This is a genomic window from Enterobacter sp. 22452 (assembly GCF_052045065.1).
GTDB lineage: Bacteria > Pseudomonadota > Gammaproteobacteria > Enterobacterales > Enterobacteriaceae > Enterobacter > Enterobacter mori.
The window spans coordinates 396,973-409,459 of sequence record NZ_JBQEOB010000004.1 but is presented as its reverse complement, the minus strand read 5'-3'; the positions used below and the strand labels follow the sequence as shown (position 1 = coordinate 409,459).

At 55.1% G+C, this 12,487-nt stretch carries 13 protein-coding genes; 7 read left to right on the top strand and 6 right to left on the bottom strand.

The features are described from left to right. Positions 1–15 precede the first annotated feature (15 nt). Positions 16–1,479 carry a beta-barrel assembly-enhancing protease gene (gene bepA, locus ACTJJA_RS14500; RefSeq protein ID WP_010433840.1) on the bottom strand — a complete coding sequence of 488 codons (1,464 nt, stop codon included), beginning with the start codon at positions 1,477–1,479 and terminating at the stop codon, positions 16–18. Between the two features lie 221 nt (positions 1,480–1,700). Here bepA and ACTJJA_RS14495 point away from each other — a divergent pair, with 221 nt between their 5' ends. After that, positions 1,701–2,765, top strand: coding sequence for an AI-2E family transporter (locus ACTJJA_RS14495; protein WP_010433838.1), 1,065 nt, complete (start codon positions 1,701–1,703; stop codon positions 2,763–2,765). A gap of 126 nt (positions 2,766–2,891) precedes the next feature. Here ACTJJA_RS14495 and bcp read toward each other — a convergent pair whose 3' ends face one another. Next, complete coding sequence (bcp, locus tag ACTJJA_RS14490; protein ID WP_010433836.1) at positions 2,892–3,362, bottom strand: thioredoxin-dependent thiol peroxidase; 471 nt, start codon at positions 3,360–3,362, stop codon at positions 2,892–2,894. Beyond that, on the bottom strand, positions 3,362–3,931 hold the full coding sequence (locus ACTJJA_RS14485) for a glycine cleavage system transcriptional repressor (protein ID WP_042715787.1): 570 nt from the start codon (positions 3,929–3,931) through the stop codon (positions 3,362–3,364). The genes bcp and ACTJJA_RS14485 overlap by 1 nt, the downstream gene beginning before the upstream one ends. A gap of 145 nt (positions 3,932–4,076) precedes the next feature. Between ACTJJA_RS14485 and dapA the strand changes: the two genes are divergently transcribed. The 6 genes from dapA to ypfH all read left to right on the top strand — a co-directional run bounded on the left by dapA (position 4,077) and on the right by ypfH (position 10,534). Further along, a complete protein-coding gene (gene dapA, locus ACTJJA_RS14480) occupies positions 4,077–4,955 on the top strand; it encodes a 4-hydroxy-tetrahydrodipicolinate synthase (RefSeq protein ID WP_089597856.1) in 879 nt (292 codons plus the stop codon). A gap of 16 nt (positions 4,956–4,971) precedes the next feature. Then, complete coding sequence (bamC, locus tag ACTJJA_RS14475; protein ID WP_010433828.1) at positions 4,972–6,006, top strand: outer membrane protein assembly factor BamC; 1,035 nt, start codon at positions 4,972–4,974, stop codon at positions 6,004–6,006. Between the two features lie 109 nt (positions 6,007–6,115). Next, a complete protein-coding gene (purC, locus tag ACTJJA_RS14470) occupies positions 6,116–6,829 on the top strand; it encodes a phosphoribosylaminoimidazolesuccinocarboxamide synthase (RefSeq protein WP_010433825.1) in 714 nt (237 codons plus the stop codon). Positions 6,830–6,949: 120 nt separating this feature from the next. Continuing rightward, complete coding sequence (gene ypfJ / locus ACTJJA_RS14465) at positions 6,950–7,819, top strand: KPN_02809 family neutral zinc metallopeptidase (protein WP_029485160.1); 870 nt, start codon at positions 6,950–6,952, stop codon at positions 7,817–7,819. Further along, complete coding sequence (locus ACTJJA_RS14460) at positions 7,819–9,765, top strand: tRNA(Met) cytidine acetyltransferase TmcA (protein ID WP_440668508.1); 1,947 nt, start codon at positions 7,819–7,821, stop codon at positions 9,763–9,765. Before ypfJ ends, ACTJJA_RS14460 begins: the two co-directional genes overlap by 1 nt. Before the next feature lie 73 nt (positions 9,766–9,838). Continuing rightward, positions 9,839–10,534, top strand: a complete 696-nt coding sequence (gene ypfH, locus ACTJJA_RS14455) for an esterase (RefSeq protein WP_010433816.1) — start codon at positions 9,839–9,841, stop codon at positions 10,532–10,534. A gap of 38 nt (positions 10,535–10,572) precedes the next feature. Here the strand turns inward: ypfH and ACTJJA_RS14450 are convergent, their stop codons facing one another. Genes ACTJJA_RS14450 through ACTJJA_RS14440 form a run of 3 tightly spaced genes read right to left on the bottom strand, consistent with a single transcriptional unit; the run spans position 10,573 to position 12,281 of the window. Continuing rightward, on the bottom strand, positions 10,573–10,770 hold the full coding sequence (locus ACTJJA_RS14450; protein ID WP_000383991.1) for a YpfN family protein: 198 nt from the start codon (positions 10,768–10,770) through the stop codon (positions 10,573–10,575). 22 nt (positions 10,771–10,792) lie between these two features. Beyond that, positions 10,793–11,920: a succinyl-diaminopimelate desuccinylase gene (gene dapE / locus ACTJJA_RS14445; RefSeq protein WP_253179601.1), complete on the bottom strand. Its 1,128-nt coding sequence runs from the start codon at positions 11,918–11,920 to the stop codon at positions 10,793–10,795. A 10-nt stretch (positions 11,921–11,930) separates the two neighbouring features. Further along, entirely contained in the window at positions 11,931–12,281 is a 351-nt protein-coding gene (locus ACTJJA_RS14440) for an ArsC family reductase (RefSeq protein WP_440668507.1), read from the bottom strand. Positions 12,282–12,487: the final 206 nt, after the last annotated feature.

Below are 12,487 nucleotides of genomic sequence, written 5' to 3'. Positions count from 1 at the left end.
GTTTTTTCTTCCTTATTACATCTTTTCGTACGGCTTGAAGCGCTGCTGCAGAGCGCGCAGCTGATCGATGCGCGCATCGTAGCGGGCCTGTTGCAGGCTGCCGAGTTTGACCTGCGAGCTGGCGCTGCTCAGCATAGAAATGGCTTGATCGAGACGACCGACCAGCGCAAAGCCTTCGGCACGTGCCGCCAGCTCCTGATCGCGGTTACCGAGCTGGGCTTCAACCTGCGCGAGCAGATCCCAACCGTTTTGATCGTCTTTATTGTTAAAGGTGTAGCGGTTCAAAATGGTCGCCGCTTCGGCAGGCTGACCGCCCTGTAAGTAAGCGTTCGCCAGGTTAAGCTGCAACACCGGGTTGGTGCGAACGTCTTTTGCCCCTTTCAGGCGGTTGATGGCGTCGGTGGCTTTTTTCTGTCCCAGATCGATATCGGTTGAGAGGTCGAGATACCACGGGTTGTTTGGCTCGGCGGCCAGCAGCGGCTGCAACGCTTTACGCGCCTCGTCATATTTACTGGCCTCCATCGCCTGCAGCGCCTGACCATATTGAGCCGCGTTTTTCTCCCGCACGTTGCCTTTGGAGAGCGCGTCCAGCAGATCGCTGGTGAGCTGGTTACGCCCGGAATTGTACATCCCCAGGGTTCTCACCTTTGCCATGTAGAAATCTTGTGAAGACTGCACGACAACCGGACGCATCTGGTTAGCTCGGTTACGGGCGTCCGACAGTCGGCTTTCAGGTAACGGGTGCGTCAGCAGGATTTCCGGTGGGCGTGAGGAGTAACGCGCCTGATCGAGCAGTTTTTCAAGGAAGCTCGGCATAGCCTGCGGGTCAAAGCCTGAACGCTGCAGCACCTGAATCCCGATGCGGTCCGCTTCCTGTTCGTTTTGCTGGGTAAAGCTGATCATCCCCTGGCGGGTGCCCGCCAGCGTCCCGGTCAGTGCCGCCATCCCGGCCTGCGGGCTGGCCATCGCCAGTAGAATAGAGCCCAGCGCACCAACCCAGGTCAGCGGGGCGTTACGTTTCTGGTCTTCCATCGCACGCGCCAGATGACGCTGGGTAACGTGCGAAATTTCGTGCGCCATGACGGATGCCAGCTGGCTTTCGTTATCGGAATAGCGGAACAACGCCGAATGCAGCACCACGTTGCCGCCAAAAAAAGCGAAGGCGTTGATTTCGTCGTTATTAATTAAATAGAAGTGGAAAGGGGTTTTTACCGAGTCGGCGTGCGCGACCAGCCGCATGCCCAGACCATTGATGTACTGCACCAACAGCGGGTCATTGATCAGCGGCGCGCTGCCGCGCAGCTGGCGAACGTAGTAATCACCCATCTGCATCTCCTGACCGATGGAGAGCGTGCTTCCTGCTGTGGTACCCATGTCCGGCAACGAGTCGGCCGAATCAGCGAAGGCGGGTGCAGCCTGACCGACAGTCAGTGCGGCGATAAGTGTCGCAACCAGTGTTTTTCTCAACTGCCTGAACATAACCACTGTCCTGTATTTTGGATGTGTCAATTTGACCGATGAACCGGCATATCGTTCATCTCCACTGACCTGCGAGTGTAGCCGTGTTGCGACATGAAGAAAATCCCATTCATCAGGCTTTTGCGAATCGTTACAGTGATACAAAAAGCGAAAGTCTTTTTTGTGACAGTTAGATACAATTCAGCCTCTCACTCCCGCCATTCGATTCAGGGAAGGGTTGTATGCTCGAAATGTTAATGCAGTGGTATCGGCGTCGGTTTAGCGACCCGGAAGCCATTGCTTTGCTGGTTATTCTGGTTGCCGGGTTCGGTATTCTGTTCTTCTTTAGCGGCCTGCTTGCGCCGCTGCTGGTGGCGATTGTGCTGGCATATCTGCTGGAGTGGCCAACGGCGCGTCTGGAAAATATCGGCTGTTCCCGCCGCTGGGCGACCAGCATCGTGCTGGTACTGTTTGTCGGCATATTGTTACTGATGGCATTTGTGGTCATGCCGGTTGCCTGGCAGCAGGGGATCTACCTGATCCGTGATATGCCCGGCATGTTGAATAAGCTCTCTGATTTCGCCGCCACGCTGCCGCGTCGTTATCCCGCGCTGATGGATGCCGGGATTATTGACGCGATGGCCGAAAACATGCGCGCCCGCATCATGACGATGGGCGACTCGGTGGTGAAATACTCTTTGGCCTCGCTGGTCGGCCTGCTGACGCTGGCGGTTTACCTTGTGCTCGTGCCGTTAATGGTCTTCTTCCTGGTAAAAGATAAAGAACAGATGCTGAACGCCGTCAGGCGCATACTGCCGCGTAACCGTGGTCTGGCAGGGCAGGTCTGGCAGGAGATGAATCAGCAAATCACCAACTACATTCGCGGCAAGGTGCTGGAGATGATTGTGGTGGGTGTCGCGACCTGGATTGGCTTCCTGATTTTCGGCCTGAACTACTCGCTGCTGCTGGCGGTGCTGGTGGGGCTGTCAGTGCTGATCCCGTATATCGGTGCCTTCGTGGTGACCATCCCGGTGGTGGGCGTCGCGCTGTTCCAGTTTGGTCTGGGTACGGAGTTCTGGAGCTGCTTCGCGGTGTACCTGATTATTCAGGGACTGGACGGTAACCTGCTGGTGCCGGTGCTGTTCTCGGAAGCAGTAAACCTGCATCCACTGGTGATTATTCTGTCAGTGGTGATTTTCGGCGGGCTGTGGGGATTCTGGGGCGTGTTCTTTGCCATTCCGCTGGCGACGCTGATTAAAGCGGTCGTGCACGCGTGGCCGGATGTGCCGGCGGTAGAGGAGAAGTAGTTTTTGTGTGGCCTGATGCCCTCTCCCACGGGGAGAGGGGGAAAACACTAAAAACGGCAACCAGGTTGCCGTTTTGCATTTATCTTGTAGGTCGGGTAAGGCGAAGGCGCCACCCGACACTCACTTTCAGGCACTTTGTTTCAGCCAGTTCAACACCACGTCGTGGTGGTTGCTGGTTTTGAAGTCGTCAAACACATGCTCAACTTTACCGTCAGCGTCAATCAGGAAGCTGATGCGGTGGATGCCGTCGTAGGTTTTACCCATAAACGTTTTCTCACCCCAGACGCCAAACTGCTCGCAAACCTGGTGATCTTCATCGGAAAGTAGCGTGAAGTTCAGGATCTCTTTTTCCGCAAATCGTGACAGCTTTTCTGGCTTGTCAGTGCTGATGCCCAACACTTCTACACCGACTTTTTTCAACTCATCCATGTTGTCGCGCAAGCCGCAGGCCTGTACGGTACAGCCCGGCGTCATGGCTTTCGGGTAGAAATAGACCAGAACACGCTGTCCCTGGAAGTCGGTCAAATTTACTTGCTCGCCGTCTTGATCCGGCAAGCTAAATTTCGGTGCGATGTCACCGGCTTTCAGTGGATTCATTACTCAACTCCATCCTGTTCGTGCTGCGAATAATTTACGACGCTTATACTGCCCTGCGCGTTTAATTCTGTACAGAGGGCTTTGAACGCTTGCTCGATATTTGACGCATCCTGTGATGCAGGGCTGTGCGCGGTAATTTGAATAAACAGCACCGGAAGAGCATGGTCATCGCTTGGCTGCGTACGGGAAACCAGTTCGGCAATGTTCATCTGATGACTGTCAAAAAGCGCCGTAAAACGCTCAATCAAATGCGGTGAATCAGGCACTTCAACCTGCACCCAGACGGTGGAAGGCAGTGCCGGACGCGGACGCGCGGTGGTGCGCTTCATCACTATCAGCAAATCCAGCTCGGCACCCTTCAGCGGCAGGGTTGATTCAATCAACGTAATGGCGTTCCATGTGCCGGAAAGCAGCATAATAAACGTGAACTCATCGCCAAGCATAGCGAGACGGCTGTCTTCGATATTACAGCCGCAGCTGCTTACGTGGCGGGTGATGGTGTTCACGATACCCGGCCTGTCAGCACCCAGCGCAGTGATAACCAGGTAATGTTGTGATGAGGTTGTCAAACCTGTTCTTCCTTTGCTTGGTTAAGTCTTCCTAAGGAAAGCATAAAAAAAACATGCATACAACCGCCTGAGCGCCTCAGGTCGCTTGCTTTTATTACAGTTCCAAACGTAACATTGAGGCTCTTGTTCGCACAGAGGATGGCTCATGTTCACGGGAAGTATTGTCGCGCTTGTTACACCGATGGATGAAAAAGGTAATGTCTGCCGGTCAAGCATGAAGAAGCTCATTGATTACCATGTCGCCAATGGAACCTCGGCGATCGTTTCGGTAGGGACTACCGGTGAATCTGCCACGCTGAGCCACGACGAGCACGGCGATGTGGTTATGCTGACCCTGGAGCTGGCTGACGGACGTATCCCGGTCATCGCAGGAACAGGGGCTAACGCAACCGCAGAAGCTATCAGCCTGACTCAACGTTTTAACGACAGCGGCATTGTTGGCTGTCTGACCGTCACGCCTTACTACAACCGTCCAACTCAGGAAGGTTTGTTCCAGCATTTCAAAGCCATCGCAGAACATACTGACTTGCCACAAATTCTGTATAATGTGCCGTCCCGTACCGGTTGCGATATGCTGCCGGAAACCGTTGGCCGTCTCTCGAAAGTAAAAAATATTATCGGGATTAAAGAGGCGACAGGGAACTTAAGCCGCGTTCATCAGATCAAAGAGCTGGTTTCAGATGACTTTATCCTGTTGAGCGGCGACGATGCGACCGCGCTGGACTTTATGCAGCTCGGTGGTCATGGCGTGATCTCCGTAACGGCTAACGTTGCGGCCCGCGATATGGCGGAAATGTGCAAACTGGCTGCGGCCGGTCATTTTGATGAAGCTCGCGTGATTAATCAGCGTCTGATGCCATTGCACAATAAATTATTTGTCGAACCCAATCCGATCCCAGTGAAATGGGCGTGTAAGGAATTGGGACTTGTAGCATCCGACACGCTGCGTCTGCCAATGACACCGATTACCGACCACGGTCGTGAAATTGTCGCTGGCGCGCTGAAGCATGCCGGTTTGCTGTAAAGTTTAGGGAGATTTGATGGCTTATTCAGTACAGAAGTCGCGCCTGGCGAAGGTTGCGAGTGTTTCGCTTGTTATGCTGCTCGCTGCCTGTAGTTCGGACTCGCGCTACAAGCGCCAGGTGAGCGGTGATGAATCCTATCTGGATGCGGCGCCGCTTGCTGAACTTCATGCACCGGCTGGTATGATCCTGCCGATTCAAAACGGCGATTATAATATCCCCGTCACTAACGGCAGTGGTCTTGTCGGTAAAGCGCTTGATATTCGTCCACCTGCTCAGCCTCTGGCGCTGGTGAGCGGTGCGCGTACCCAGTTTACCGGTGATACGGCATCCCTGATGGTTGAAAACAGCCGCAACAGCACGCTGTGGCCGCAGGTTGTCAGCGTTATTCAGTCTAAGAACTACACGATTGATAAACGCGATGATGCCAGCCAGACGTTAACAACGGACTGGATCGAGTGGAACCGCCTGGATGAAGATCAGCAGTACCGTGGTCGTTATCAAGTCTCCGTTAAACCGCAGGGTTATCAGCAGGCGGTTACCGTTAAGCTGTTAAACCTGGAGCAGGCGGGTAAACCGGTTGCTGATGCTGCATCCATGCAGCGTTACAGCACCGAAATGCTGAACGTCATTGCAGCGGGTCTGGATAAGAACGCGACTGACGCCGCTAACGCAGCGCAGAACCGCAGTGGTTCTTCCTTCGACGTGCAGAGCGCGGCGGATGATACCGGTCTGCCAATGCTGGTGGTTCGTGCACCGTTTAACCAGACCTGGCAGCGTCTGCCAGCGACGCTGGAAAAAGTGGGCATGAAAGTGACCGACAGCACGCGTTCAACCGGTAGCATGACTGCAACCTACAAGCCGCTGTCTGACAGCGCATGGCAGGAACTGGGCGCGAAAGATCCTCAGCTTGCCTCCGGTGACTACAAAATTCAGGTAGGTGACCTCGATAACCGCAGTAGCCTGCAGTTTATCGATCCGAAAGGTCACACGCTGACCCAGTCGCAGAATGATGCGCTGGTCGCCGTCTTCCAGGCGGCATTCAGCAAATAAATACAAGGGCTGGTGAATCCAGCCCTTTTTATTTTCGTGCCACGCAAACGTGTGCGTGGCATAATATCCCCAGTTTTGAACACAAATCATCACACCAGGAGTAATGAAGATGCAGAAGCAAGCTGAGTTGTATCGTGGCAAAGCGAAGACCGTATACAGCACGGAAAACCCGGATCTGTTGGTGCTCGAGTTCCGCAATGATACGTCAGCAGGGGATGGCGCACGCATTGAACAGTTCGATCGTAAAGGCATGGTGAACAACAAGTTCAACCACTTCATTATGAGCAAACTGGCCGAAGCGGGTATCCCGACCCAGATGGAAGCGTTATTGTCCGATACGGAATGTCTGGTGAAAAAACTGGACATGGTTCCGGTTGAGTGCGTCATTCGTAACCGTGCCGCTGGCTCCCTGGTGAAGCGTCTCGGCATTGAAGAAGGTATCGAACTGAATCCACCGCTGTTTGACCTGTTCCTGAAAAACGACGCCATGCACGACCCGATGGTCAACGAGTCTTACTGCGAAACCTTCGGCTGGGTGAGCAAAGAGAATCTGGCGCGTATGCAGGAGCTGACCTACAAAGCGAACGACGTGCTGAAAAAACTGTTTGATGACGCAGGGCTGATCCTCGTCGACTTCAAGCTGGAGTTCGGTCTGTTCAAAGGCGAAGTGGTGCTGGGCGATGAGTTCTCCCCGGACGGCAGCCGCCTGTGGGATAAAGAAACCCTGGATAAAATGGACAAAGACCGTTTCCGTCAGAGCCTGGGTGGCCTGATTGAAGCGTACGAAGCGGTTGCTCACCGTTTAGGCGTTAAGCTCGACTAATCTCCTCAATTGCCAAAGGATATTCATATCCTTTGGCGTCTTACCCTTGTTTACTATGGTAATCTTGCCGTTAACCGCCTACGATCATAGCTATTATTAATGGAATAGTTCGAGGTGGTTATGCGCTGGCAAGGGCGTCGTGAAAGTGACAATGTAGAAGACAGGCGCAGCAGTGGTGGTGGCGGCCCTTCAATGGGCGGTCCCGGCTTCCGGTTGCCCAGTGGAAAGGGCGGTATCATCCTGCTGATTGTGGTGCTGGTCGCGGGGTATTACGGTGTGGATCTCACCGGTTTGATGACCGGGGAGCCGCTCCAGCAACAGCAGTACTCGCAGCGCTCCATCAGCCCGAACGAAGATGAAGCGGCCAAATTTACCTCCGTTATTCTCGCGACCACAGAAGAAACCTGGGGGCAGCAGTTCGAGAAAATGGGGCGTACCTATCAGCAGCCGAAGCTGGTGATGTACCGCGGTGCGACGCGCACCGGATGCGGTACCGGACAGTCCGTGATGGGGCCGTTCTACTGCCCGGCGGACAGCACTGTCTATATCGATCTCTCATTTTATGATGACATGAAAAGCAAACTGGGTGCCGACGGCGATTTTGCCCAGGGCTATGTGATCGCGCATGAGGTCGGCCACCACGTGCAAAAATTGCTCGGCATCGAGCCTAAAGTGCGTCAGCTTCAGCAGAATGCGTCTCAGGCTGAAGTGAACCGTCTTTCTGTCAAAATGGAGCTGCAGGCGGACTGCTTCGCCGGCGTCTGGGGCAATAGCATGAAACAGCAGGGCGTTCTGGAAACGGGCGACCTTGAAGAGGCGCTGAACGCCGCGCAGGCCATCGGCGATGACCGTCTCCAGCAGCAAAGCCAGGGGAGAGTGGTGCCAGACAGTTTCACTCACGGTACATCAGAACAGCGTTACAGCTGGTTTAAACGCGGCTTCGACAGTGGTGACCCTGCGCAATGTAATACCTTCGGCAAAGCGATGTAATGTTGCCGTTCGAACATCTGATTAGCCAGCTCAGGCGTAAAGGTCATCGTCGTTTGGTTGTACTCAGCGGCGATGCGCATTGGACATTGACGCAGGCGGTGGCCCTGCGCGATGCCCAGCCCGGAGACTGGCTGTGGCTGGATGAACACCCGTCGAAAGCTATCAGCGGGCTGCTAGGGCGCGAGTTTCAGCACGCGGTTTTTGATGCTCGCGCGGGGTTCGACGTTTCGGCCTTTGCTGCCCTCAGCGGGACGCTGCGCGCCGGGAGTCTGCTGGTGCTGCTGGTTCCGCCTTTCTCCGTCTGGGCGGAAACACCGGACAGCGACTCCGTTCGCTGGAGCGACAGCGCCGAGCCTATCGCCACGCCGCATTTTGTGCACCATTTCCAGCGCACCATCGCCGCTGACCCTGACACCATCCTGTGGTGTCAAAGCCAACCGCTAGCGCTTCCTCCCTTTCCTGATAGCCCTGACTGGCAGCCAGCCAGCGGCGACCCGCAGCGTGAGCAGGCTGACATCCTGTGCACACTCCTGGCCATGAATACTGGCGTCGTGGCGGTCACGGCACCTCGTGGACGCGGAAAGTCAGCGCTTGCAGGAATGTTGCTAAAGCGTATTCAGGGCACTGCGGTAGTGACTGCACCTGCGAAAGGGGCAACGGATGTCCTCGCCCGTTTTGCGGGAGAGCATTTTCACTTTATGGCGCCGGATGCGCTGCTCGCGTCGACGCTGCAGGCCGACTGGCTGATTGTCGATGAGGCGGCCGCCATTCCGGGACCGCTTCTTGAAAAGCTGGTTGAGCGTTTTCCCCGCGCTCTGTTGACCACCACGGTTCAGGGTTATGAAGGAACAGGCCGGGGTTTTCTGCTGAAGTTTTGCGCCCGGTTCAGCGGGTTGCAGTCTTTCACCTTATCAACGCCGGTTCGCTGGGCTGCCGGGTGCCCCCTCGAGCGTGTGGTGTCAGAGATTCTGCTGTTTGACGATGCGCTTATCGACCAGAAACCGGAAGGTGACGTGCGTTTAACGTCGCTGGAGCCGCAGATGTGGGAAAGCAATCCGGCGCGTGTGGCGGGCGTTTATGAGCTGTTATGTGCCGCGCATTACCGCACGTCTCCGCTTGATTTACGCCGGATGATGGACGCGCAGGGACAGCATTTTACCGTTGCTGAAACCGACTCAACCCTCGCCGGTGCTCTCTGGCTGGTGGAGGAGGGCGGCTTATCCCCAGAGCTTAGTCGCGCGGTGTGGGCGGGATTTCGCCGGCCTAGAGGGAATCTGGTGGCGCAGTCTCTGGCTGCCCACGGCGGCTCGCCTCTGGCTGCGACGCTTAAGGGCCGACGGATCACGCGTATTGCCGTTCATCCCCATCGTCAACGGGAAGGCATTGGTCGTCGGCTTATCCGTAGCGCCAGCGGGGAGGATTATCTCTCCGTGAGTTTTGGCTATACTGACGAGCTGTGGCGCTTCTGGCAGCAGTGCGGCTTTGTGCTGGTGCGGATAGGCAGCCACCGCGAAGCGAGCAGCGGCTGCTTCACCGCAATGGCGTTGCTGCCGCTCAGCGAGGCGGGGCATCAGCTGTGCGCGCAGGCACATCAGCGTCTGCGGCGTGACGCCCGGGTGCTCTCGGCCTGGAATGGCGAAAAGATCCCGGTTTCAGACGGCTGGGAAGCTACCCTTAATAATGACGACTGGCAGGAGCTGGCGGGGTTTGCCTTTGCGCATCGGGCGTTCTCGACCTCCGTTGCCGCGTTAACCCGCTTGCTGTTAAACGTGGACATGCCGCTCCCGCTTTTGCGCGGTAAATTGGCGGGGGAAACGGATAACGCCGGGCGAAAATGCTTGCTGGCGAACCTGCGCAAAGAAACAGTACAAGCGCTTGAAAGTCTTGATGAAACGCGCTGCCAGCAGTTGAAAGACGACATTTTGCAATGGCAATTTTTTCAATGACTTCATCAGTAAAGTGGCATGGTCATTACCCCACAGAGGCGTAGAATCCTTCTCATCACTTAAGGAGATCGCCATGAAACACGACCATTTTGTTGTTCAAAGCCCTGAAAAACCGGCTAAACAGTTACTGCTGCTGTTTCATGGCGTTGGCGATAACGCCGTCAATATGGGGCAGATTGGCAGCTGGTTTGCGCCGGTTTTCCCGGATGCGCTGATTGTCAGCATCGGCGGCGTAGAGCCTTGCGGCCCTGAAGGTCGCCAGTGGTTTTCGGTGCAGGGTGTGACGGAAGAGAACCGTCAGGCGCGCATCGATGCCATCATGCCGACCTTCATCGATACCGTACGCTACTGGCAGCAGCAGAGCGGCGTGGGCGCTGACGCAACGGCGCTGATTGGTTTTTCACAGGGGTCAATTATGTCGCTGGAGAGCGTGAAAGCGCAGCCGGGGCTGGTATCCCGCGTGATTGCCTTTAACGGTCGTTTCGCCACTCTGCCCGGCAGCGTGACGACGCAGACCACCATTCATTTGATCCACGGTGGTGAAGATCGGGTGATTGAGCTTTCGCATGCGGTTGCCGCGCAGGAATCGCTTATCCGCGCTGGCGGGGACGTCACGCTGGATATCGTTGACGATCTGGGGCACGCGATTGACGACCGCAGCATGCAGTTTGCGCTCGATCGTTTGCGTTATACCGTGCCGAAGCACTACTTCGACGAAGCGCTCAGCGGCGGTAAGCCGAATGATGATGATATTGTAGAGTTTATGTGAGGTTTCCCCCCTCCCAGGGAGAGGGGGAAACAGATCGATTACTTCTTCTGGTCCTTTTTCGGCCAGTCGTCTTCATCGTCCCACTTGTCGTTAAAATCACGATGTGGCGGAAGATCCGGTTTGTTGGCGAGGAACTTCTTATGGTCAACGCGCTTCAGATCTTTAATCACGTTCAGCAGCACGCCTACCAGAAACACCAACACCAGAATCCACCAGTACTTTGAAAGCCAGTCCATTCGCTAATCCTCTAAGCAGTCGTCAGGCGACGAGCTGCTCCATAATACGTTGATACATACGGGCCAGCAGTTGTAAATCAGCCGCGTTGACGCATTCATTGATTTTGTGAATGGTCGCGTTTACTGGACCCAGTTCGACAACCTGTGCACCCATACGGGCGATAAAGCGTCCGTCAGAGGTGCCGCCAGTCGTCAGCAGCTGTGGCTTAATTTCATTATAGTGTGCGATGGCGTTCACTACCGCATCGACCAGCTTTCCACGCTGCGTCAGGAACGGTTGGCCGGACACCCACCACTCCACGGTATAGCGAAGCTGGTGTTTTTCCAGCAGTGCGATCACGCGGGCTTTGATCATCTCGTCGGTCAGTTCCGTGCTGAAGCGGAAGTTGAACTGAACAAAGCAATCGCCAGGGATGACGTTGTTGCTGCCGGTTCCGGCCTTGACGTTGGCAATCTGCATGCTGGTTGGCGGGAAGAATTCGTTGCCTTTGTCCCACTCTATCTCCACCAGTTCGTTCAGCATCGGCGCGGCACGGTGCACCGGGTTGTCGGCCAGGTGAGGATAGGCCACGTGCCCCTGCACACCGTGAATGGTCAGATTACAGGTCATGGACCCGCGACGACCGTTTTTCACGACATCGCCCACCACTTCGGTGCTGGATGGCTCGCCCACCAGGCAGTAGTCCAGACGTTCGTTACGCGCCATCAGCGCGTCAACGACTTTCACGGTACCGTTATGCGCGCTGGCTTCTTCGTCGGAGGTGATCAAAAACGCGAGACGATTTTTATGATTAGGATGCTGGGCAACGAAACGCTCTGCGGCCACGACCATGGCCGCCAGTGAGCCTTTCATGTCTGCCGCACCGCGGCCAAACAGCATACCGTCGCGGATAGTGGGTTCGAACGGGGGATTGATCCAGCGGTCTGCATCACCCGCAGGAACCACATCCGTATGCCCGGCAAACGCCAGCGTTTCCCCCTGGCCGCGCCAGGCCCAGAAGTTCTGCGTATCGCCAAAATCCATGCGCTCAACGGTAAAACCGATGGCACGCAGACGCTCAATCATTAATGCCTGACAACCTGCATCGTCCGGGCTAAGGGAAGGACGGCGGATAAGCTGCTGAGTCAGCTCAATGACCGGGCATGACATAGACTACACCTCAACGAAAAAAGTCAGAATAAAGGGTTTCACTGAAACCCAGCAGCATAGGCTGACCTGGCTTGCAGAGCAATGGGCGTTTGATGATTGCTGGCATTTCAAGCATCAGTTCTGCCGCGCTGTCCGCATCGGTGATACCGGCGCGGACGGATTCATCCAGTTTACGCCAGGTGGTGCCCCGGGTATTGAGCAGCGCTTCCCAGCCCAGTTCACCGATTGCGGTATGCAGAAATTCTGCATCCAGACCGTCGCCACGGTAATCGTGAAAGCGGTACTCAACGTTGTTTGCTTCAAGCCAGCGGCGGGCCTTTTTGATAGTGTCGCAATTTTTAATGCCGTACATCACAACCATAGTGAATCCTTTTGTTCTTATGCAGAAAGAATGTTCAATAAATTCGAAGATATATCCTTAAGTGGAATATAACACATTCAGGAATTCTCTTGATTTACAATTCTCCTTAATTCACCTCACACCTGTAAGCTGAATATTCTTTCATTATTTAAGCATAGATGTCTATCAGGTTTAAATCTCTAATAAAGTCAGTGAGTAAATATCTT